The organism is Roseomonas sp. F4, from assembly GCF_053891155.1.
On record NZ_JBSSHK010000006.1, the window covers coordinates 297,098 to 318,612 of the forward strand.

Consider the following 21,515-nt stretch of genomic DNA (forward strand, 5'->3'; position numbering starts at 1 on the left):
CATCGCAGCATCCGGGACCGCTTCCCCTTGACCCCGGGCCGCGACGTGGCATGTCCGGTCGGTGATGCAATCCAACGCCCCGACCGTGCCGTTCCCCGCCGCCCCTGCCAGCCGGAAGCGGCTCGCGGTCGTGCTGCTCAACCTCGGCGGGCCGGACAAGCCGGAGAGCATCCGGCCCTTCCTGGTCAACCTGTTCACCGACCCCGCGATCCTGCGGGTGCCGGGCTTCATCCGCCCGCTCCTCGGCCGGCTGATTGCCTATCGCCGGACCAAGCCGGCCACCGAGAACTACGCCATCCTCGGCGGCAAATCGCCGCTGCTGGAGCTGACCATCGCCCAGGGCGAGGCTCTGGAAGCGGTGCTGAACGCGGAGGACGAGGTGGAGGCCAAGTGCTTCGTCGCCATGCGCTACTGGCACCCGATGAGCGACGAGACCGCCGCCGCGGTGAAGGCCTGGGGGGCGGAGGAAGTGCTGCTGCTGCCGCTCTATCCGCAATTCTCCACCACCACCACGGGCAGCAGCGCCATTGCCTGGGAGAAGGCGGCGAAGCGCGCCGGGCTGGTGGCGCCGACCACGACGCTCTGCTGCTTCCACTCCTTCCCCGATTTCTCCGCCGCCACCGCACGCCAGGTGCGCGCCGCCTGGGACAAGGCACGGGCGGAGCTGGACCCGGCCATTCCGCTCCGCGTGCTGTTCAGCGCCCACGGCCTGCCCGAGACCATCGTGGAGGCCGGCGACCCCTATCAGTGGCAGGTCGAGCAGACGGTGGAGCGCGTGGTGGAACGCCTGGACCTGCCCGGGCTCGATCACGTCGTCTGCTACCAGTCCCGCGTCACCCCCCAAAAGTGGATCTCCCCCTCCACCGAGGTGGAGCTGGAGCGGGCGGCGCATGACAAGGTGGCGGTGCTGGTGGTGCCGATCGCCTTCACGGCAGAGCATTCCGAAACCCTGGTCGAACTCGATGTGGAATACCGGGAGGAAGCCGAGAAACTCGGCGTACCCGGCTACTTCCGGGCGCCGGCCCAGAATTCCGACCCCGGCTTCATCGCCGCCTTGGCCGCGCTGGTGCGCCATGCGCGTGGCCAGGGCCGGCCGTTGTGTTCCTTCGCCGGCCCCCGGCAATGCCCGAACCGCTTCGGCGATTGCTCCCATGTGCTGCTGCGGGATGTGAACACCGGCGGCCGCGCCAAGGTGCCAGCATGAGCCACGCCATCGCCCGCCCCCAGGCGGTGCTGTTCGATTGCGACGGCGTGCTGGCCGATAGCGAGGCGATGCACAACCAGGTCATCGCCCAGGCCATCACCGAGCTGGGCTGGGAGATGGATGCGGCGGAGGCGGAGCGCCGCTTCATCGGCCTGTCCTGGCGCGGCATCGTTCCGCTCATCGAGGCGCGGCTGGGCCCGGACAGTGTGCCGGGCGATTTCGTCGAGGGCATTGTGCGCCGCGTGCTGCTAGCGCTGGAGCAGGAGGTGCCGGCGGTGCCCGGCGCGCTTGCCGCTGTGCAGGCCATCGTCGCCGCCGGCATCCCCGTCGCGGTGGCCAGCAACTCCTCCCGCGCCGAACTCGCCACCAAGCTGCGCCGGTTGGGCCTGACCGCGACCTTTCGGGGCCGCACCTTCTCCTATGACGACGTGGCCCAGCCTAAGCCGGCGCCGGACATGTACCGCGCGGCGGCCGAATCCTGTGGCGCCGATCCGCATCATTGCGTGGTGGTGGAGGACAGCGTGACGGGCAGCCGCGCCGGCCGCGCCGCCGGCTGCCGCGTGCTGGGCTTCGCCCATGCCAGCGATCCGGCCGCGCTGCGCGCCGTGGGCGCCGAGCCCTTCTTCGAGATGTCGGCCCTGCCCGGGTTGCTGGGTCTAGAGCCGGCCGCATGACGCTCGACCTGCTGGCGCCGCTCTACCCCTGGACCAAGGCGCTGCATCTGATCGCCGTGATCGCCTGGATGGCCGGGCTGTTCTACCTGCCTCGGCTCTACATCTACCATTTCCAGACGCCGGTCGGCGATCCGCGGTCCGAGCTGTTCAAGGTGATGGAGCGCCGCCTGCTGAAGGCCATTATGAACCCGGCGATGATCGCCACCTGGGTGCTCGGCCTGGCGCTGGTGCTGACCCCGGGCGTGGTCGATTGGACCGCCGGCTGGTGGCACATGAAGCTGACCGCGGTGCTGCTGATGTCCGGCTTCCACGGCATGCTGGGCGCCGCCCGCAAGCGCTTCGAAGCAGATGGACGGCCGCGCACGGAGCGCGCCTGGCGCTACTGGAACGAGGCGCCGACGCTGCTGATGATCGTCATCGTCATCATGGTGATCGTGAAGCCGTTCTGACGGTTCCGTGCTTGCCCGCCCGCGCAGGTTGTTGCGATCCTGTCCACAACAACCGTGGGGAGGGTTACGTCGCGATGGTGATCGAGGACTTTCTCGTCCAGTCCCGCAGCAATCCACACCTTGCCATCCCCTCGCAGCTCGAGGTGGGGGGTGGGCTGGCGCAGGTCTTCTTCCAGGGACGTGAAGAAGCCGAGGCAGAGGGGGTGGAATACGGCTCCAGCCTTTACTGGGCGGCCAATCGTGTGGTGACTGACGAGCCGATCCGGGGCCATCAGACCGGGGTGCAGCTCAATACGAGGGAGAACAGCCAGATCCCGAGTTATGTCGGAAACTGGCATGTGCATCCCTACAAGCAGAAGATGTGCAACACGGCCTCGATCGGCTTCTCGACCGAGGACATCGGCATCTTCCTCGGTGTCATCCCCCCACCCGACCGCAGGTTCGACATCCGCCTGCACTTCGTCATCGCCGGGCCGAAGCTGTGGCTGATGGTGATCTATCCCTGGACCAGCCAGCGCGAGGGGGAGGCCTGGCCCGTCGAGACGGATGTCAGCGCCCTGCTCAACTTCATCGGCAGCAGCGACAGCAGCTACACGCGCTGGCACGATGCCCAGGCGGTGATCGGCGGCAACGGCACGCTGCGGGAGCGGATCGTGGCGGAACGGATGATGTGCGACGATATCCCTGGCTATGGGGCCGTCTTCGCCAAGGCGAGCCGACGGATGAACAAGGCGCTGGCCGAGCATCATCAATACGGCCTGTATATCGGCGAATTCGGCGACCGGCACACCGGCATGACGGATCGCCCGGTCTTCCTGCAACAGAAGCGCTAAACCCCCGCCACGCCGGCACATGGCATGGCGGGCTTGCAAAGCCCTGCAAAAACCGCCATGTGCGGATTGACGGTGCAGCCCGTGGCCCATAGGGTCGTGGTGTCGTTCCGACAAATCGGCGTAGCGTCGCGTTCTGCGGCGTAGCTGGTCCCTCCTCTCCTCAGACTTCTCCTGGTCGCCGCAACCCAGCCCGTGCAACGGGATCGCGGCGCGGGAATGGCCTTCACCCCGCCACGCGCAGTGGCGGCGGCAGGGGCCAGACCGAGACCCCAGGCCCCCTTCCTCGCGCACGACGGACGCGTCCGCACATGCATCTCTCCGAACTCAAGGCCAAGTCCCCGGCCGATCTCCTCGCCTTCGCAGAGTCCCTGCAGGTCGAGAACGCGTCGTCGCTGCGCAAGCAGGACATCATGTTCGCGATCCTGAAGACGCTCGCGGAGAATGAGCAGGCCATCTACGGCGACGGCACGCTGGAAATCCTGCCGGACGGTTTCGGCTTCCTGCGCAGCCCGCAGGCCAACTTCCTGCCCGGCCCCGACGACATCTACGTCTCCCCCGCCCAGGTGCGCCGCTTCGGCCTGCGCACCGGCGATACGGTGGAAGGCCAGATCCGGGCGCCGAAGGATGGCGAGCGCTACTTCGCCCTGCTGAAGGTCGACACCATCAATTTCGAGCCGCCCGAGGCGCTCAAGCACCGCATCAACTTCGACAACCTGACGCCGCTGTACCCGACGCGGCGCCTGAAGATGGAAAACCCCGAGGCCGAGGCCGTCGCGAAGGGTCCGACCAAGGACTACACGCATCGCATCATCGACCTGGTCGCCCCCATCGGCATGGGCCAGCGCGCCCTGGTCGTGGCGCCGCCGCGCACTGGCAAGACGGTGATGCTGCAGAACATCGCCAAGTCCATCACCGCCAACCACCCCGACGTCTTCCTCATCGTCCTGCTGATCGACGAGCGCCCCGAGGAAGTCACCGACATGGCCCGCACCGTGCGCGGCGAGGTCGTCGCCTCCACCTTCGACGAGCCGGCCACCCGCCACGTCCAGGTCACGGAAATGGTGCTGGAAAAGGCCAAGCGCCTGGTCGAGCACAAGCGGGATGTGGTGATCCTGCTGGACTCCATCACCCGCCTCGGCCGCGCCTACAACTCGGTCGTGCCGTCCTCCGGCAAGGTGCTGACCGGCGGCGTGGACGCCAATGCCTTGCAGCGCCCGAAGCGCTTCTTCGGCGCGGCGCGCAACATCGAGGAAGGCGGTTCGCTGACCATCATCGCCACCGCGCTGATCGACACCGGCAGCCGCATGGACGAGGTGATCTTCGAGGAGTTCAAGGGCACCGGTAACTCGGAGCTCATCCTCGACCGCAAGCTGTCGGACAAGCGCACCTTCCCGGCGATCGACATCACCAAGTCCGGCACCCGCAAGGAAGAGCTGCTGGTGGACCGTGCGACGCTGTCGAAGATGTGGGTCCTGCGCCGCATCCTGAACCCGATGGGCACCCAGGACTCCATGGAGTTCCTGCTGGACAAGCTGAAGTACAGCAAGACCAACCAGGACTTCTTCGACGCGATGAACACCTGATCCGCTGCCGGTCGGCGCGCTCCTCGCGCCGGCCGGCACTTATCGCGGTCAGGCCAGCGTCAGGATCACCGGCCCGCGGCGGGTCGCGACCAGTGTGTGCTCATACTGCACCGTGGCCTGGTGCCGCGGCGGACGCAGCGTCCAGCCGTCATCCTGTTCCTCGACCCCTTCCGCGCCCAGCGACAGGAAGGGCTCGATGGTGAAGACCAGGCCCTCCGGAATCACGCGGCGGTCGCGCGGCTCATACCAGGTCGGGATTTCGCCCGGCTCGTCATGCAGCGAGCGGCCGAGGCCGTGGCTCGCCAGATTGCGCACCAGGCTGTAGCCGTTCTTCCGGGCGAAGCTCTCGATGGATTTGCCGACCGTGTTCAGCCGGGCGCCGGGCTTCACGGCGCGGATGCCGGCCCACATCGCGCGCCGGCCGTCGCGGCAAAGCCGCTCGATACGGGCGCTGGTCGGCGGGACGGCGAAGCTGGCGCCAGTGTCCCCAAAATACCCGTCCAGCTCAGCCGAGACGTCGATATTGATGAGATCGCCCGGCTTCACCACGGTGCCGTCCGGAATGCCATGGGCGCAGTCAGGCCCCACCGAGATGCAGGTCGCCCCCGGGAAATTATAGGCGAGCTCCGGCGCCGGGCGCGCACCCTCCTTCTCCAGCAAGGCGCGGCCGTAATCGTCCAGCTCCTTGGTGGTCATGCCCGGCTCCAGCGCCTGGCCCATCGCCGCGAGGGTGCGCGCCACCAGCCTGCCGACGATGCGGAGTTTTTCGAGCTGGTCCTGATTCTCGATGGTCATTGCAGAGCTTTCGGTCGCCACAGGGCCAAAATGGCGACCGCCCCGGGTTGCGGCAACGGCTCAACGCGCCGGCCGCAGCAGGAACCTCCCGAACAGACGGTGAACGAGCGGCGTGATCCCCCAGATCATGCCCACGATCATCTGGGGCACGATCACCAGCGCAGTCTGCCAAGGCGGACGGGGCCCCAGGATCGGCGCCCAGAGATAAAGCAAGGCGGTGATCAGCGGATAGGCGCCGACGCTCAAGGCGAGTGCCAGGCGCGGGCGGGACACGGTGGGTGGCTTCGACATGGTATGATCCAACTAAACGGTACGGCTCGTATCAATAGAACGGGCCGTTCCGTTCCGTCAAGCGCCGTGCTACGGACGACGCATGTCGGATTCCGAGGATCCCTCGCCGCGCCGCGGCTCCATCGGCAGCAGCCGCAACCCGGCCAGCCACAAGGCCATTCTGGACGCCGCCGCCGCCCTGCTGGCGGAGGCCGGCTATGCCGGCGTGACCATGGAAGCCGTGGCCCGCCGCGCCGGGGCGGGCAAGCCCACCCTCTACCGCTGGTGGCCGACGAAGGCCGCCCTGCTGATGGAAGTCTATGCCCGCGAAAAGCAGGCCCAGCCCCCCATCCCCGATCTCGGCTCCGCCCAGCGGGAACTGGTGGCGCTGCTGACCCGGCTGCACGACTTCTGGCGCCTGTCGCCCGCCGGCCAAGCCTATCGCAGCATCCTGGCGGAGGCCCAGGCGGACCCCACCGTGCTGCGCAGCCTGCGCGACGAATTCCTGCCCCGGGCGCGCGAATCGGCCAAGGCCATCCTGACCCGCGCCATGGCGCGCGGGGAGCTGAACCCGGCCGCTGACACCGCGCTGATGCTCGACCTTCTCTTCGGCTTTTCCTGGTACCGCCTGTTGACCCACCAGTTGCGGGACAGGGACAATGACGTCGCCCGCATCGTCGCGGCCGTGCTCGCCGCCGGCGGCGGCGCCTTAACCATCCAGCAGCCGCCCCAATCGCAAAGTCAGCCATGACCGACACCCCGGAAGGCGCCCAGGCCGGCGTCTTAGAGAGCCCAACGGCCCGCCTGCTGCGCGCCACCGCCTTCGCCGCCCGCGTCCATGCGGGCCATCGCCGCAAGGGCGCGGCCGCCGAGCCCTATGTGAACCACGTGATCGAGGTGGCGCAGCTTCTGGCCGAACATGGCGCGCCGGAGGAGGCGATCCTCGCCGCGCTGCTGCACGACACGGTGGAGGACAGCGACACCGACCCGGACCCCATCACCCATGCCCGCCTGGTCGCCGAATTCGGCGAGACGGTCGCAGGCCTGGTGGCGGAGGCGACGGATGACAAATCCCTGCCCAAGGAATCCCGCAAGGCCTTGCAGGTGCGCCACGCCCTCAGCCGCACGCCCGGGGCCAAGATGCTGAAGCTGGCCGACAAGATCTCCAACCTGCGCGCCATCGCCGCCAGCCCGCCGGCCGGCTGGGACCATGCGCGGCGCGTCGAATATGTCGGCTGGGCCGGGCGCGTTGCCGGCGGGCTGAAGGGCGCCAACCCGGGTTTGGATGTGCTGTTCGACGCCACCTATCGCGACGCCATGGCCCGCCTGGCGGCCGAGGCCTGAGCATGGCGCGACCCGACATACTGGAGATCGAGCAGGCGACGCTGACCGCCGTGCCCGCCCCCGTCCTCGCCTTCGACGGCCCCTTCGTGTTTCGGCGCTTCCTGGGCGGCACAGGCCGCGCCAATGCCGTCTGCGGCCTGGACCCGCACCCGGACCCCGACCTGCCCGCCCGCATCGCCCGCGCCGAGGCCTTTTATGCCGCCGCCGGCCAGACCTGCCGCTTCCGATCCACGCCGCTTGACCCGGAGGGCCTCACCGACGTTCTGGCCGCGCGCGGCTACACCGCCCATGACCACAGCCAGGTGATTGGCGGCCCGCTCGCCGCCTTCGCCCGCCACGATCCGGCCGTGCGCTTCCTGACCGGCGCCGATCCCGAATGGATGGCCGTGGTCGCCACCGCCGAGCATCAGGCGCCCGCCCGCCGTGCCGAAAAGGCCCGCATGGCCGAACTGCTCGGCGTCCCCGCCGCCTGGGTGCTGCTGGAGATCGAAGGCACCGCCGCCGCCAGCGCCTTCGTCACCGCCCAGGGCCGCTGCGCCGGGCTTTTCGATCTGGCGGTGCGCCCCGAATTCCGCCGCCGCGGCCTCGGCCAGCGGGTGATGGCGGCCGCCGGCGCCTGGGCGGCGGACCAGGGCGCGGACTGGGCCTATGCCCAGGTCTCCTGCACCAATATCGCCTCTCTCACGATGAATGCGGGGCTCGGCCTGACCGAGCACTATCGCTACGCCTACTGGCTGCGGAAGGGCTGAGCCGCCTCAGGGGCAGTGCGAAACCGGCGGGCGCGAAAAATCCAGGAAGCCCGCCAGGCAGGCGCCGAACAGGCCATCAAAGGCCTCATCCTGCACCCCGCCATGCCCGATCGGTGCGGGCGGCCGGTCCAGCAGCAGCCCCGCAAAACCCAGCCGTTCCGTGGCGGCGCGGAAGGCGGCGGCGCGGGCGGCGGGGTCCGGGTCCCAGGCATCGTCGCGGAACAGCAGAAGCGCCAGGCGCTGGCCCGGGCCCAGCCGGGCGGCCGCCAGTGCCGCGCTGAAATCGGCCAGCGCCTGCGGGCGCCGTTCCAGCTGCCTGCCATGCGCGGCCGGCGCCGCCAGCACCACGGCATCCGCCAGGCCCAGGGTGCGGAGCGCCACCAAAGCGACGAAGGCGCCGCGGCTTTCGCCGACCAGCACCACGCGACGATACCCCCGCGCCCGCAACGCCGCGCTGCCCACGGCGAGCCCCGCCGCGCCAGCCTCCAGCGGGTCCCGCCCGCCGGCGCGGTCGTAGCGCCAGAGGTCCCAGCCCGCCGCCGTCAGCCGCGCCGTCCAGGCCGGCGCCGTGGGGGGCGGCCCCTCGGTATAGTGCGGATGCAGCCAAACCAGCGCGCCAAGCGCCGCCGCATCCCGCGCCACCACGCCAGCCTCCGTCCGCAGCGGCCCGGCCTCCTCCGCCATCGCCGGGAGGGCCAGCAGCAGAAGCAGCAGGCCCCAGCGGATCATCCCGGCGGCGGCAGGCAGGCCTCCGCCAGCAGCCGGAAGGCCGCGGCGCGGTGGCTGATGGCGTGCTTGGCCTCCGCCGTCATCTCCCCAAACGTCTCGGCCAGGCCGTCCGGCACGAACATCGGGTCATAGCCAAAGCCATTGGCCCCGCGCGGCGGCCAGACCCAGCTGCCATGCGCCTCCCCCAGGAAGCCTTCTGTGTGCCCATCGGGCCAGGCGAGCACCAGGGCGCAGGAGAACCAGGCCCGCCGGTCCGACGCATGCCGCGCCAGTTTCTCGACCTTCGCCATGGCCATCTGGTAGTCGCGGCCCGCGGGCGTCTCCGCCCAATCCGCCGTCCGCACGCCCGGCGCGCCATCCAGCGCGGCGACGGAAAACCCGCTGTCATCCGCCAGCGCGATAAGGCCGGAGGCCCGCGCCGCCGCCAGCGCCTTGATGCTGGCATTGCCCAAAAACGTGTCCTCGGTCTCCTCCGGCTCCGGCAGCCCAAGCTCCTTGGCGCTGACGATGGAAATCCCGTGCGGCGCCAACAAGGCCGCATTTTCCCGCACCTTCCCCGCATTGTGCGAGGCCAGCACAATCCGGGTCTCCGTCAGTCGCCGCCGCCCAGTCATCCGCGGATCGCCACCTTCTGCATCTCGAACAGCTTCGTGGTGCCCGCCTTGGCCAGCGCCATCAGCTTCAGCAGCTCCGCCTCGCTGAACGGCGCACCCTCCGCCGTCGCCTGCACCTCCACCACGCCGCCCGAACCGGTCATGACGAAATTGCCGTCCGTCTCCGCCTTGCTGTCCTCCTCATAGTCGAGGTCCAACACCGGCGTGCCCTGCCAGATGCCGCAGGAAATGGCGGCGACATGATCGCGCAGCGGAATCGCCTTCAACACATTCATCTTCACGCAATGCTGGAAGGCGAGGTGCAACGCCACCCAGGCCCCGGTGATGGAGGCGCAGCGCGTGCCGCCATCCGCCGTCAGCACATCGCAATCGAGGGTGATCGACATCTCCCCCATCGCCTTGAGATCCGTCACCGCCCGCAAGGACCGCCCGATCAGCCGCTGAATCTCCTGCGTCCGACCCGACTGCTTGCCCCGCGCCGCTTCCCGGTCCCCCCGCGTATGGGTGGCACGCGGCAACATGCCGTACTCCGCGGTGACCCAGCCCTGGCCCGTGTTGCGCAGGAAGGGCGGCACCCGGCTTTCCACACTGGCGGTGCAGAGCACCTCCGTCAGGCCAAAACGGATGAGGCACGACCCCTCCGCATGCCGCGCGGCACCAGGGGTGAAGGTCACCTCCCGCATCGCATCGGCGACACGGCCAGAGGGACGGACGAAGGGGGCTTTGAAGCCGGCAGGGAAATCGATCATGGGGCTAGCGCGTATCACGACCAGAGAAGACGGGGGAGTGAACTCCCCCGCGCCCCCTCCTTTTTTTTGCAACCTCGGGATGGTCCGAGGCGACCCAGCCATCAAACCGCTGGCTAATCGACTCTGAAGCTGGTTTGTTGCTGAATTGTCTTCGTCGGGTGAGCAAGTGCCAACCGCAGGTTACGTCGCATATATAGACGAAGCAGGGGATGATGGCATCAAGCGCGTCCGCCCAATCGATCCAGGTGGCGCATCAGAGTGGTTTGTTCTTGGAGCCTACGTTGTAGAGGCGGACAAAGCTCCAGAAACACCGCAGCGCGTTCGGACGATTTTAGAAGCAATGAAAGCAAGCCAAAGATCCGACGTCCATTTTGCGAGGCTGGGCGCATCAAGGCGACTGATAGCTTGCCAAGAGCTTGCAAAACATAGATCGACAAGATGCTTCATGGCGATATCGCACAAGCCGAACATGAGGGGGTACAGAAATCCACGAGCAGAACGAGTGGGTGGAGGAAAAAACGTATTTTATAATTTCATGGCTAGAATTCTTCTAGAAAAAATAACTAGATATTGCTTCCTTCACTCAATGAGGCGCCATAGGGAACCACGCCATGTCAGGATCGAATTCTCAAATCGAGGCGGACACTCATACAGCCTTATGAGGGGGTATCTGGGGAAATTATACATTCAGTCAAAGAACGGTTCGCTCTTCCTTAGGGGAGACGAGATTAACTGGTCGTCGCTCGATATTCAAGATATTCATAATTTTGATCATGCCAATAGCCCTGGCTTGCAACTGGCTGATGTCGCCACAAGTGCATTTTACCAAGCTTTGGGAGAATCAGACGGGCGGCCCGCCGACCCCAGCTACGCTAAAATATTGGAGCCACTAATGGCGAAAGCGCCGCACGGAACCGCCTTCGGCACCGGCGTAAAATTTATGCCAAATTTTGAGCGGGCGCCACTTAGCGACTCTCAAAGAGAAATCTTTGAGTTTTACGGCGCGCCCAAAACGAGAAGCGGCGAGCCCCCGGCCCCTCACACCACCGGCCGCGGATAGGCTACCCATCAGCGGGTAACCGTCGGTTCGGCTGCCTCCACTAGAGGGAGACTCGGGTTTTATCCGGCGAAGCTCGCCAGAAGGAATCTGACAGATTCACTCAAGATATTCAAGGATTTACAGGCAGCCGCTGCGCCGCCACAACCCATTGATCCGACTCGATTTACGCTCCCGAGCAACATGCCTCACGATTTTTTATAGCTGCTACGAGGTAAGGAGACCGATCTAACCCCCGCCCGTCCCATCCTCATGCGCAAACTCCGGCACCAGCGCCGAAAGCCGCGCCAGTGCCGCCGCGCCCTCGCCTCGCTCGGCCAGCCCCGCGATCTCGTCGATCGCCCGCCCCATCTCCGCCACATCCGTCGTTCGCGGCACCGCCACCAGCAGCCCCGCAAAATTCGTCGGCTGCGGCGGCTCCTGCCCGTGGAACAACTCCTCGAACAGTTTTTCGCCCGGCCGCAGCCCCGTGAAGCGGATTTCCACATCCTCCTCCGGCCGCAGCCCCGCCAGGCGGATCATGCGCCGCGCCAGGTCCACGATCTTCACGGGCTCGCCCATGTCGAGCACGAAGATACCGCCCTCGCGCAGCTCCTTCGGCTGGTCGGCGCGGTCGGTGGCGCCGACCACGCTCGCCTGCAGCACCAGCCCCACCGCCTCCCGCACCGTCATGAAGTAGCGGCGCATATCCGGGTGGGTCACGGTCAGTGGCCCGCCGCGCTCCAGCTGGCGGCGGAACAGCGGCACCACGGATCCGGTGGAGCCCAGCACATTGCCGAAGCGCACCGTCACCAGCCGCATGCCCGTTCCGCTGGCCCGCGCCGTCCGGTCCAGCGCCTGGCAATACATTTCCGCCAGCCGCTTCGACGCCCCCATAACGCTGGTCGGGTTCACCGCCTTGTCGGTGGAGATGAACACCATCAGCGAACAGCCGGAGGCCCTGGCCGCATCGGCCACCACGCGGGTGCCGGCGGCATTGGTCAGCAGGCCTTCCATCGGGTCGTTCTCGACCATCGGCACATGCTTCAGCGCCGCCGCATGGAAGACCAGCTCCGGCTTGATCTCGGCGAACAGGCGCCCGATCCGCTCCGCATCGCGCACATCGGCCAGCACGGCCCGCCGAGGCACGGCCGGGTGCCGCTCCCGCAGCTCCAGGTCGATTTCGTACAGCACGTATTCGCCGTGATCGAGCAGCGTCAGGCTGGCAGGACCCAGCGCCGCCACCTGCCGCGCCAACTCCCCGCCGATGGTCCCGCCGGCGCCCGTCACCAGCACGCGCTTGCCCTGCACCAGCCGGGCCATGCCTTCGCGGTCCAGCGGCACCTGCGGGCGGTCCAACAGATCCTCGATTTCCACCGGGCGCAGCCGCACGCGCTGTTCCGGCTCCGCGCGTTCGCCCGGCCGACGGCTGGCCGGGCCGAGCGCCGTCACCCGCGGGGCGCGCTTCACCGGCACGCCGTGGCGGTCCGCCGCATCCAGCAGGCGTTGCAGCGCCGCGCCTTGCAGATCGGGCGTCGCCAGGATGATCTGGGCCGGCAGCCGCCCTTCCTCGCGCAGCCCATCCAGCACGGTCGCTGCATCCTCCACCGTGCCGAGGATCGGCAGGCCATGGATGCGCCGGCCGAGCTGCCGCGCCCGCTGCGACAGAATCCCCACCACCCGGTAGGCCGGGCTGCGTTCCTGGGCCAGCGCCCGGATGAACAGATCCGCCCCATCCCCTGCGCCCACCAGCAAGGCGGGCTGCGCCGGCGTCTCGCTCAGCGGCCCGGCGCGGCCGGCATGCTGCAAGCGCGCGGCGATGCGGGGCGCGGCCAGCAGCGCCGCCAGCACCAGCGCATGGATCACCGGAAAGCCGATATTGTTCGGGTGCCAGGCGTCGATCAGGTACAGCCCGATCCAGAACAGCACCGCGCCGCCCAGCGCCGCGCCGGAACTCGCCAGCAATTCGGGCAGGGAGGCGAAGCGCCAGTACTGCCGCGGCAGCCGCAGCGGCAGCCCGGCCAGCAGCAGCCCCGCCACGGCGCCCGGCACCGCGCCGAGCCACCAGAGCCCCGGCGGCCAGTGGCCCGGCGCCGCGAGCCAGACGGCCGCAGGCAGGGCGAGCGCCGCCACCAGCGCGTCCAGCCCCAGATTGAGAAGAATGCGATCCCGCGCCGATGCCGCCATTTTGCTCTATTAGCCGTGCCGGAGGCGCGCCGGAAGGCGACGCCATCCGGAGGTTCGACGCCGCCCCGTCTTCGTGCCAATTTCTCGCCAAGACAAAAGGGGGCAGAGGATGTCCGAAGGCAGGCTGGTGATCGGGACCAAGCGCTACTCCTCCTGGAGCCTGCGCGGCTGGCTCATGGTGCATCTGGCGCAGCTCGATGTGACGGAGGAGGTGATTCCGCTGGCCGGTGGCGGCGGCACGGTGGCGATCAAGGCCGTTTCTCCCAACGCCCTGGTTCCCTATCTGGAACATCGCGGCGCCCGCATTTGGGAAAGCCTGGCCATCGCCGAATACTGCGCGGAGATGAAGGCGGACCTCTGGCCGCGCGACCGCACGGCGCGCGCCCATGCGCGCTCCATCGCCTCCGAAATGCATGCCGGCTTTCGCGGGCTGCGCATGGCCATGCCGATGAATCTCGGCCGTGAATTCCCGGGCCATGGCCGCAATCCGGACAGCCTGGCCGACATCGCCCGTATCGAGGCGATCTGGGCGGAGGCGTTGGGCCTCTATGGCGGCCCCTTCCTGATGGGCGCGGAATTTGGCCTGGTGGATGCCATGTACGCCCCCGTCGTCGCCCGCTTCCTGACCTGGAAGCCCGATCTCTCGGCCGCCAGCCAGGCCTATGTCGCGGCCGTCCGCGCCCATCTCCTGGTCGATCGCTGGTACCGGGAGGCCGCCGCCGAACCCGCCGAATGGCTGCTGCCGAAATACGAAAGCCCCGCGCTGTGAGCTTTGCCACCACGCTCGACCATGTCGGCCTCTGCACCGCCGACCTGCCGGCGCTGATCAGCGCCTGGGAACGCATGGGCTTCGCGCTCTCCCCCTTCGCCCAGCAATCCGGCAAGCGGACGCCCGAAGGCCCGGTGGAGCCCTTCGGCACCGGCAATCGCTGCGCCTTCCTGGACCATGGCTATATCGAGCTATTGGGGCTGGTGGACCCGGCCCTGTTCGCCAATGGCCTGGACCGCTTCCTGGCGCGCTACACCGGCGCCCATATCATCGCCTTCGGCATCCAGGATGCGGAGGGCAATCTGGCGCGGCTGCGCAAGGGTGGGCTCGACATCCCCGGCGTCTCCTGGCTGCAACGCCCGGTGGAGGAAGGCGGCGCGATCGCCCGCTTCGCCCGCCTGCCCTTCCCGGACGCGCCGGAGGGCCGCATGCAGCTGATCCAGCACCTGACGCCCGAACTGGTCTGGGACCGCCGCTGGATGGGCCATCGCAACGGCGCCGTGGCGCTGGAAACCACCATTCTGGCCGCCGCGGAGCCTGCCGAGACGGCCTCGCGCCTGTCCCGCCTCACCGGGCAGCCGGCGCGGCCGGACCCCTTGGGCGGCTTCGTGCTGACCCTGCCGGGTGTGGCCGGCGGCGCGGGACCCTTCTCGCCCGCTTTGCCGACCCATCTGCGCATCCTGCCGCCCGCGGTGCTGGACCAGGTGCTGCCCGGCGTCGCCGTGCCCGACCTGCCCTTCATTGCCGGCCTGGTGATCCGCACCGACGATGCCGGAAAGGCCGCCCGTGCCGTGCTGGCCGGGCTGCCGACGCGGGAGGCACCGGACGGCATCATGGTGCCGCCCGAGGTGGCCGGCGGCGCGGCCGTGGTCTTCGCGTGACCACCACCGCCGCCATCCGCCATTCGCTGCGTAGTTACTACGCCCCCGGCCGTGCCCCGGCACTGGACGGTTTTTACGCGCGCTTCCTCGGCCCGGGTGAGCTGGGCTTTGATGTCGGCAGCCATGTCGGCGACCGCGCCGCCAGCTTCCTGCGCCTCGGCGCCCGTGCCCTGGCGGTGGAGCCGCAGCCCCGCCTCGCCCGGCTGCTGCGCCTGCTGCATGGCCGCACCCACGGCTTCACCCTGGTCTCCGCCCTGGTCGGCGCCGAGCCAGGCACCGCCACACTGCGGGTCAATTCGCACAATCCCACCGTGGCCAGCGCCTCGCCCGATTTCATCGCCGCCGCCGCCGGCGCGGAGGGCTGGGAGGGCCAGGTCTGGGACACGGAGCTGACCCTGCCGGTGACGACGCTGGATGCGCTGGCCGCCGAACACGGCGCGCCGGATTTCCTGAAGATCGACGTGGAGGGCTATGAGGCGGTCGCCCTGTCGGGCCTGACCCGCCCCCCGCGCAGCCTGTCCTTCGAATTCACCACCATCCAACGGATCGTGGCGGCGCAGTGCCTGGAGCGGCTCTCGGCCCTCGGCTACCGGCACTTCAATGCCTGCCTGGGGGAGGGGATGCGCTTCGCCCATGGGACGCCGCTGACCGCCGCCGCCATGGCGGACTGGATCGCCGCCCTGCCGCACACCGCCAACTCCGGCGATGTCTATGCCAGCCTGGAGCCGGCGCGGCTGATGCCGTGACCCTTGCCGAAGCGCCCCACAAGGGGCACAGGGCGGCGCCATGCAGTTCCGCGCCCTGATCGAGCATCTCGCCTTCGCCGGATCGCTCGCCGTGCTCTCCGCCCTGGTGGTGCGGCTGATGATCGCCTTCCCGATCCTGGACCAGCCGAATGCGCGCAGCGCGCATAGCCGGCCGACCCCGCGCGGCGGGGGGCTGGGCGTGGTGGTGGCCTTCCTGGGCGGCATGTCGGCGCTGTTTCTGACCGCCACCTATGCCCGCATCGCCGACCCGCAATTCATCGGCGTGATCCTGGCCGCGGTGGCGATCGCGGGGGTGGCGCTGGTCGATGATGTGAAGGACCTGTCAGCGCGGCTGCGGCTGGGGGCGCAGGCTTTGGCGGCGCTGGTCGCGGTGGGCAGCGGGCTGGTGCTGTCGCGGCTCGCGCTGCCCTGGATCGGGGTGGTGGATCTGGGCTGGGTCGGCGTGGTGCTGACGCTGATCTGGATCATCGGCTGCACCAATGCGGTGAACTTCATGGATGGGCTGGACGGGCTGGTGGGCGGCACGCTGCTGCTGGCCAGCGCCGCCTTGGCGCTGATCGCGGCGCTGCAGGGCGGCTGGTTCGTCTATGCCGCCGCGCTGTTCCTGGCCGCGGGCTTTGCCGGATTCCTGCCCTTCAACCTGCACCGCGCCCGCATCTTCATGGGCGATGTCGGCAGCCAGTTTTCCGGCTTCATGTTCGCGGTACTGGCCGTGGCCAGTTCTCGCTTCGATGGCCAGCAGATCTCCTTCCTCATCGTGCCGCTGCTGATCTTCGGGCTGCTGTTCGACGCCGGCTTCACCCTCGCCCGACGCGCATGGATGCGCGAAAGGCTGGCCGAGGGCCACCGGACCCATCTGTACCAGCTCGCCCAGCGCAGCGGCGTGCCGACCCGCCTGGTCGCCGCCCTGCACTGGGGTTTTGCGCTGTTTCACGCCGCATTGGCACTGCTGTTCCTGCGCCTGGCGCCGGAGGCCAAGCCGCTTGTCGTGCTGCCGGCGCTGGCCGTGCAGGGGCTTTGGCTGGCCTACGTCATTCGCCGGATGCGCAGGGCGGGCCTCGGCTGGCGGTAGCGCCTCACCGCGCCACGATGGTCACCGCCGTGCCGGCCATCACCACGCCGCCGCCCCGGTTCATCAGCCGCAGGGCGCGTGGCGAGGTGAACAGCCGCCGCGCCCGCGCCGCCGCCAGCGCATAGCCCATCAGCACGCCGGCGCAGATGCAGGCCGTGACCAAGGCCAGTTCGAAGAACCCCAGCAGCGTCAGCCCGCCGAGATCCACCACGGTCGGCAGCAAGGCGAAGAAGAACATCATCGCCTTCGGATTGCCGAGATTGACCGCCAGCCCCGCCAGAAACATCCGCCCCGCATCGGCGGCCATCGGCGGTGCCGCGAAGGGCCGGATGGGCGCCCGCCACAGCTTCCAGGCGAGGTACAGAAGATAGGCCGCGCCCGCATAGCGCAGCACCTCGAACACACCGCCCAGCGAGGCGGCCAGCAGCGCCAGGCCCGTCGCGGCCAAGGTGAACCAGAGCAGCGCCGCGGTGACCACGCCGGCGACGAAGGCCGGCGCGCCGGCCATCCCCTGGGCCAGAACCCGCGCGATCAGCGCCGTGACGCTCGGCCCCGGCAGGATCAGCACCGCGAGGTAGGAGGCTGCGAAAAGCAGCAGGGCGGAAACCTCCATCGCCTCAGCTCCGTTCGATAGCGGTGGCGGCGGCATCCAGCGCGGCGGCGATGGCGCGCACCTGCTCCTCGCTCAGCGGGCCACGCCCGAGGCGGAGCCGCAGGGCCAGCTTCAGGTTCTCGGTCGCGCGCATCACTTCCGGCAGGGGACCGCCGCTGTTGGCTGCCTTCACCGCCTGCATGCGGGCCAGCGCCGCATCCACGGCCGGCTGGTTCGCCGCCAGCCAGGCCGTGCCCTCCGCCGTGATGGCATAGAGCTTCTTGCCGGCGCTCTCGGCCACCGTGGTGTGGCCCAACTCCTCCAGCATCGTCAGGGTCGGATAGATGACGCCGGGGCTGGGGCTGTAGGTGCCGGCGACGCGGTCCTCGATCTCCTTGATGAGTTCATAGCCATGGCGCGGCTGTTCCGCGACCAGGGCCAGCACGACCAGGCGCAGCTCGCCATGGTCGAACAGGCGGCCGCTGCGCCCGCCGCCCTGGCCGCGCATGCGGCCGTGCAGACGCCCGAAATTGTGGCCATGGCCATGATGGTCCCCGTCGCGCGAGGGTCCCCGGGCGAAGCGCCGTTCGCCCTGGTCGTGGTGGCGGTCGTGATGTCGATGATGATGCATGTCACTCTCTTCGTAGCAGTTTCGATCTATCGAATTTTCAGATATATCGAGACTGCCTCGCCTTCAAGTGACAGAACGTAACAGGTCGCCTTCAGCCGCTGCAGCGGAAGGGCACGAAGCTGCTGGCCGTGCCGGCATTCATCGCGGCGATGGTCATGGCATCGGCCAGCGCCAGTTCCTGCGGCGAGCGCGGGCAGACCTCCACCCGCGACCGGCAGCGGGATTCGAGGAAGGTCTCATGCCGATCGAGGAACTCCGCGCTCAGCCCCGCACGCCCGAAGCGCGCCAGCGCCTCAGGCCACATTTCCGCGTAGCGGGCGCATTTCTCGGCATTCCAGTCGCGGCTGGCGGGCGCCTGCGCCTGCCCGGCGACAGGCGCCAGCAGCAGGGCCGCCGCCAGCGCCAGCATGGTTCGCATCAGGCCAGCGCCGGCCTGGGGCGAACCTGCAACGCCACCAACCCGGCCACCACCGCCAGCCCGACCAGATGCGGATGCGGCACCAGCCCGCCCAGCAGCGCCGGGAAAATCACCAGCACGCCGGCCACCGCCAGCACCATGCGTTCCCAGCCCGCCATGCTCCGCCGCAGATAGCCCTGGCAGGCCGCCGCCAGCGCGGCCAGGCCGATGGTCGCCAGCAAGGTCTGCCAGACGACATCCACCCAGGTCATGTCGCCTTCCAGGTTCAGCAGCAGCGCCACGCCTTCCGGGTCCGTCACGAAGACGAAGGGCAGCACGAAGGCGGGCAGGGTGTATTTCCAGGCCTGGAAGGTGGTGCGGTAGGGCCCCGCGCCGGTGATGGCGCTGGCGGCGAAGGGCGACAGCGCGGTGGGCGGTGAGACCTCGCTGAGCACCGCATAGTAGAAGACGAACATATGCGCCGCGTAATCCGGCACGCCGAGCCGCATCAGCGCCGGTGCCGCGACCACCGCGCAGATGATGTAGCTGGCCGTCACCGGCACGGCGAGGCCGACCACCCAGACGATCAACGCGGTGTAGATCGCGGTGACCACCAGCGACCCGCCCGCCGCCTGGATCGCGATATCGCTGAACTTCAGCCCAAGCCCGGTCAGGGTGATGACGCCGACGATGATGCCGGCGCAGGCGCAGGTGGCGGCGATGCCGACCGACTGGACGGCGCCGGCGGCCAGCGCCTCCATCAGCCGCCGCGGCGTCAGCGCCGTCTCCCGCTTGATGTAGGACAGCGCCACGGCGACCAGCATGGCGTAGAGCACCGACAGCGTCGGCGAATAGCCCACCGCCATGAAGGCGATGATCGCGACCAGGGTGGAGAAGTGGAAGCCGTATTCGCGCAGCAGCTTGCCGACCGGGTCCACCTTCATCGGCACCGGCCGCGGCGCGTCCGGGTTCGCCGCCAGCACCCCGGCAATGCGCCGCTGATCCAGCTCCACCATGAACAGCAGGGAGGCGTAGTAGAGGCAGGTCGGAATCACTGCCATCAGGATGACGTCGAGATAGCCGATCTTCAGATATTCCGAGATCAGGAAGGCGGCCGCCCCCATCACGGGCGGAGAGATGATGGCCCCAAGTCCACCGGCCGCCAGCAGCCCGCCAGCATCATCCGCGCGGTAGCCCACCTGCTTCATCATCGGCCAGGCGACGGTGCCGAGCGTGACGGTGGTGGCAACGCCCGACCCCGATGGCCCGCCCAGCAGGAAGGACGAGAGCACCACGGTGCGCCCGGCGCTGGAGGGCTTGCCGCCGGTCAGGCTGAAGGAGAAATCGACGAAGAACTTGCCGGCGCCGCTGGCCTGCAGGATCGCGCCATAGATGGTGAACAGCACGATCAGCGTGGCGGAAACGTCGATCGCCGTGCCGAAGATACCCTCCAGCGTGATGGTGATATGCGGCACCAGCCGTTCGGCGTCGTAGCCCTGGTGCTGCCAGGGTGGCGACAGGTGGTTGCCGAAGAAGGCGTAGAGCAGGAAGGCGATGGACACGGCCGGCATGATCCAGCCCGTGGCGCGGCGCGTCACCTCCAGCACCAGGGCGATCAGCATCCAGCCGACGACGATGTCCATCGGCTCGGGGAAGACATAGCGGTCCTGAAGATCGTCGCCGCCGGCGATCAGATACCAGATGCAATAGATGCCGGCCGCGACCAGCGCCCAGTCCCAGACCATCACGCGATGGCGGAAGCGACGGCTGGCGGGGAACAGGGCGAAGCCCAGCACCATGGCGAAGCCGACATGCACGTAGCGCAGCGTGGTGGTGGGCACGATGTCCCAGGCCGCCCAGAGGTGAAACAGGCTCATCGCCACCGCGACGGCGACGGCGGCATGACCGAGCAGGCCGGACAGGCGATTCTGCGCGCCCTCCTCCTGCTCGATCAGCTCCTCGAGCCGGGCTGTGGTGGCCTCATCCAGGGCGCCCTTCGGCACCTCGGGCGGCAGCAGGGTGGACGACATGCGGAAAGCCTCCGGCGCCGGATGGCGGATCGGGAAAGCGCGACGGGCCGGTGGCTGGGATGCCCGGGTGTCGCATCGTGCCGGTGATATGAAAACCGGGGCCGCGCGGTGGCGGCCCCGGCACAAGGTCAGGCCAGGCTGGCGCCGGCCGCCCGCCAGAAGGCTTCGGCCGCCGGATGCCAGGGAATGCCGGCCGCCGCGGTCTTCTGCTTGTCGAGGTCGAAGTTGCGTGCCTCGGCATGCACCCGCGCCCAGTCGGCGCGATTGTCCCAGGTGGTGCGCAGGATATTGGTGACCATCTCCGCGCCCATGTCTTCACGGACCGCGAGGATATTGGCGACGGAGAGCTGCTTGTTCTCCGTCGTCTGACCTGGATAGGTGCCGGCCGGGATGACTTCGGGGAAATAGACCGGGCCGTTCTCGGCGACGATCTTCTGATGCAGATCGGCATGGTCGACCAGATGCATCGTCGTGCCCGGCGTCGCCGCCAGATCGGTGATGGCGCTGGTCGGCACGCCGGAGACGAAGAAATAGGCGTCGATCTTGCCGTCGCGGATCGCATTGGTGCTCTCCGCCGGGGACAGCCTTTCGCGTGCGCGGAAATCCTTGTCGCGGTCGAGGCCGGCTGCGGCGATGACGCGGAAGGCGAACAGCTCCGTCGCCGAACCCGGCGCGCCGGTGGAGACGCGCTTGCCCTTCATGTCGGCGATGGAGCGGATGCCCGTCGCCGCCGTCGTCACCACCTGCATGCGGTTGGTGTAGAGCACGGCGATGGCACGCGCGGCGACGGCGCGGCCACGGAACGGACCCGCGCCCCGCAGCCCGTCCACCGCCGCATCGACCTGGCCGAAGACCAGGCCGACGCGCCCGGCGCCGAGCAGCTGGAAGTTGGCAACGGAACCGCCCGTGACCTCCACGGTGGCGGACATGCCAGGAATATTGCGCGACAGGTAATTCGCCAGCGCCCCACCGAGCGGATAATAAACGCCGCCCGTGGTGCCGGTGGCGATGGCCATCTGCGTGGCGCCCTGCGCGCGCGCGAGACCCGGCAGGGCGAGCGCTGTCGCGCCCATGGCAAGGGCACGTCGACCGATATGGAGGGTCATCTTTCCGGAATCTCCCTATTTTAATTCTTGGACGCCCCCAGCAATACAGGGGCC

Annotated in this window: 24 protein-coding genes; 13 read left to right on the forward strand and 11 right to left on the reverse strand. The window is 68.7% G+C overall.

All coding sequences use genetic code 11. The annotated features are described in order from the left end of the window. Positions 1-64 precede the first annotated feature (64 nt). The 5 genes from hemH to rho all read left to right on the forward strand — a co-directional run bounded on the left by hemH (position 65) and on the right by rho (position 4,743). On the forward strand, positions 65-1,204 hold the full coding sequence (hemH, locus tag ACVFYP_RS24385; RefSeq protein ID WP_499202831.1) for a ferrochelatase: 1,140 nt from the start codon (positions 65-67) through the stop codon (positions 1,202-1,204). Continuing rightward, positions 1,201-1,878 (forward strand): HAD family hydrolase, encoded by a 678-nt coding sequence (locus ACVFYP_RS24390; RefSeq protein ID WP_499202832.1) that lies wholly within the window; start codon positions 1,201-1,203, stop codon positions 1,876-1,878. The genes hemH and ACVFYP_RS24390 overlap by 4 nt, the downstream gene beginning before the upstream one ends. Next, positions 1,875-2,327, forward strand: coding sequence for a protoporphyrinogen oxidase HemJ (gene hemJ, locus ACVFYP_RS24395; RefSeq protein ID WP_216875768.1), 453 nt, complete (start codon positions 1,875-1,877; stop codon positions 2,325-2,327). The genes ACVFYP_RS24390 and hemJ overlap by 4 nt, the downstream gene beginning before the upstream one ends. Before the next feature lie 74 nt (positions 2,328-2,401). Next, the gene (locus ACVFYP_RS24400) at positions 2,402-3,160 is read left to right on the forward strand and encodes a hypothetical protein (protein WP_499202833.1); all 759 of its coding nucleotides are present in this window, start codon (positions 2,402-2,404) and stop codon (positions 3,158-3,160) included. Between the two features lie 308 nt (positions 3,161-3,468). Then, on the forward strand, positions 3,469-4,743 hold the full coding sequence (gene rho / locus ACVFYP_RS24405; protein WP_216834699.1) for a transcription termination factor Rho: 1,275 nt from the start codon (positions 3,469-3,471) through the stop codon (positions 4,741-4,743). A 48-nt stretch (positions 4,744-4,791) separates the two neighbouring features. Here the strand turns inward: rho and map are convergent, their stop codons facing one another. Together map and ACVFYP_RS24415 are read right to left on the reverse strand one after the other, a co-directional pair. Beyond that, on the reverse strand, positions 4,792-5,538 hold the full coding sequence (gene map / locus ACVFYP_RS24410; RefSeq protein ID WP_499202834.1) for a type I methionyl aminopeptidase: 747 nt from the start codon (positions 5,536-5,538) through the stop codon (positions 4,792-4,794). Between the two features lie 60 nt (positions 5,539-5,598). Next, the gene (locus ACVFYP_RS24415) at positions 5,599-5,829 is read right to left on the reverse strand and encodes a putative antibiotic biosynthesis monooxygenase (protein WP_499202835.1); all 231 of its coding nucleotides are present in this window, start codon (positions 5,827-5,829) and stop codon (positions 5,599-5,601) included. An 82-nt stretch (positions 5,830-5,911) separates the two neighbouring features. Between ACVFYP_RS24415 and ACVFYP_RS24420 the strand changes: the two genes are divergently transcribed. The 3 genes from ACVFYP_RS24420 to ACVFYP_RS24430 are packed head-to-tail and all read left to right on the forward strand — an operon-like array spanning position 5,912 to position 7,901. Then, entirely contained in the window at positions 5,912-6,559 is a 648-nt protein-coding gene (locus ACVFYP_RS24420; RefSeq protein ID WP_499202836.1) for a TetR/AcrR family transcriptional regulator, read from the forward strand. Further along, positions 6,556-7,152: an HD domain-containing protein gene (locus tag ACVFYP_RS24425; RefSeq protein ID WP_499202837.1), complete on the forward strand. Its 597-nt coding sequence runs from the start codon at positions 6,556-6,558 to the stop codon at positions 7,150-7,152. The genes ACVFYP_RS24420 and ACVFYP_RS24425 overlap by 4 nt, the downstream gene beginning before the upstream one ends. A 2-nt stretch (positions 7,153-7,154) precedes the next feature. Then, on the forward strand, positions 7,155-7,901 hold the full coding sequence (locus ACVFYP_RS24430; RefSeq protein WP_499202838.1) for a GNAT family N-acetyltransferase: 747 nt from the start codon (positions 7,155-7,157) through the stop codon (positions 7,899-7,901). 6 nt (positions 7,902-7,907) lie between these two features. Here ACVFYP_RS24430 and ACVFYP_RS24435 read toward each other — a convergent pair whose 3' ends face one another. Genes ACVFYP_RS24435 through rph form a run of 3 tightly spaced genes read right to left on the reverse strand, consistent with a single transcriptional unit; the run spans position 7,908 to position 9,993 of the window. Then, entirely contained in the window at positions 7,908-8,630 is a 723-nt protein-coding gene (locus ACVFYP_RS24435) for a hypothetical protein (protein WP_499202839.1), read from the reverse strand. Continuing rightward, complete coding sequence (locus ACVFYP_RS24440; RefSeq protein WP_499202840.1) at positions 8,627-9,244, reverse strand: non-canonical purine NTP pyrophosphatase; 618 nt, start codon at positions 9,242-9,244, stop codon at positions 8,627-8,629. The genes ACVFYP_RS24435 and ACVFYP_RS24440 overlap by 4 nt, the downstream gene beginning before the upstream one ends. Further along, positions 9,241-9,993 (reverse strand): ribonuclease PH, encoded by a 753-nt coding sequence (gene rph, locus ACVFYP_RS24445; protein ID WP_499202841.1) that lies wholly within the window; start codon positions 9,991-9,993, stop codon positions 9,241-9,243. The genes ACVFYP_RS24440 and rph overlap by 4 nt, the downstream gene beginning before the upstream one ends. A gap of 166 nt (positions 9,994-10,159) precedes the next feature. Between rph and ACVFYP_RS24450 the strand changes: the two genes are divergently transcribed. Then, the gene (locus ACVFYP_RS24450) at positions 10,160-11,053 is read left to right on the forward strand and encodes a DUF3800 domain-containing protein (protein ID WP_499202842.1); all 894 of its coding nucleotides are present in this window, start codon (positions 10,160-10,162) and stop codon (positions 11,051-11,053) included. Between the two features lie 225 nt (positions 11,054-11,278). On the opposite strand, the gene ACVFYP_RS24455 is transcribed toward ACVFYP_RS24450, so the two are convergent. Next, positions 11,279-13,216, reverse strand: a complete 1,938-nt coding sequence (locus ACVFYP_RS24455; protein WP_499202843.1) for a polysaccharide biosynthesis protein — start codon at positions 13,214-13,216, stop codon at positions 11,279-11,281. A 109-nt stretch (positions 13,217-13,325) separates the two neighbouring features. On the opposite strand from ACVFYP_RS24455, the gene ACVFYP_RS24460 reads away from it, so the two are divergent. The 4 genes from ACVFYP_RS24460 to ACVFYP_RS24475 are packed head-to-tail and all read left to right on the forward strand — an operon-like array spanning position 13,326 to position 16,705. After that, on the forward strand, positions 13,326-13,985 hold the full coding sequence (locus tag ACVFYP_RS24460) for a glutathione S-transferase (RefSeq protein ID WP_499202844.1): 660 nt from the start codon (positions 13,326-13,328) through the stop codon (positions 13,983-13,985). Continuing rightward, entirely contained in the window at positions 13,982-14,866 is an 885-nt protein-coding gene (locus ACVFYP_RS24465) for a VOC family protein (RefSeq protein WP_499202845.1), read from the forward strand. Before ACVFYP_RS24460 ends, ACVFYP_RS24465 begins: the two co-directional genes overlap by 4 nt. Continuing rightward, complete coding sequence (locus ACVFYP_RS24470) at positions 14,863-15,612, forward strand: FkbM family methyltransferase (RefSeq protein WP_499202846.1); 750 nt, start codon at positions 14,863-14,865, stop codon at positions 15,610-15,612. Before ACVFYP_RS24465 ends, ACVFYP_RS24470 begins: the two co-directional genes overlap by 4 nt. Before the next feature lie 40 nt (positions 15,613-15,652). Next, complete coding sequence (locus ACVFYP_RS24475) at positions 15,653-16,705, forward strand: glycosyltransferase family 4 protein (protein WP_499202847.1); 1,053 nt, start codon at positions 15,653-15,655, stop codon at positions 16,703-16,705. Between the two features lie 4 nt (positions 16,706-16,709). On the opposite strand, the gene ACVFYP_RS24480 is transcribed toward ACVFYP_RS24475, so the two are convergent. The 5 genes from ACVFYP_RS24480 to ACVFYP_RS24500 form a co-directional block, all read right to left on the reverse strand. Further along, positions 16,710-17,318 (reverse strand): LysE family translocator, encoded by a 609-nt coding sequence (locus ACVFYP_RS24480; protein ID WP_499202848.1) that lies wholly within the window; start codon positions 17,316-17,318, stop codon positions 16,710-16,712. A gap of 4 nt (positions 17,319-17,322) precedes the next feature. Then, the gene (locus ACVFYP_RS24485; RefSeq protein WP_499202849.1) at positions 17,323-17,928 is read right to left on the reverse strand and encodes a PadR family transcriptional regulator; all 606 of its coding nucleotides are present in this window, start codon (positions 17,926-17,928) and stop codon (positions 17,323-17,325) included. Between the two features lie 91 nt (positions 17,929-18,019). After that, positions 18,020-18,346, reverse strand: coding sequence for a hypothetical protein (locus tag ACVFYP_RS24490; RefSeq protein WP_499202850.1), 327 nt, complete (start codon positions 18,344-18,346; stop codon positions 18,020-18,022). Continuing rightward, positions 18,346-20,355, reverse strand: a complete 2,010-nt coding sequence (locus ACVFYP_RS24495) for a TRAP transporter permease (protein ID WP_499202851.1) — start codon at positions 20,353-20,355, stop codon at positions 18,346-18,348. The genes ACVFYP_RS24490 and ACVFYP_RS24495 overlap by 1 nt, the downstream gene beginning before the upstream one ends. Before the next feature lie 128 nt (positions 20,356-20,483). Further along, positions 20,484-21,461, reverse strand: coding sequence for a TAXI family TRAP transporter solute-binding subunit (locus tag ACVFYP_RS24500; protein WP_499202852.1), 978 nt, complete (start codon positions 21,459-21,461; stop codon positions 20,484-20,486). Between the last annotated feature and the right edge of the window lie 54 nt (positions 21,462-21,515).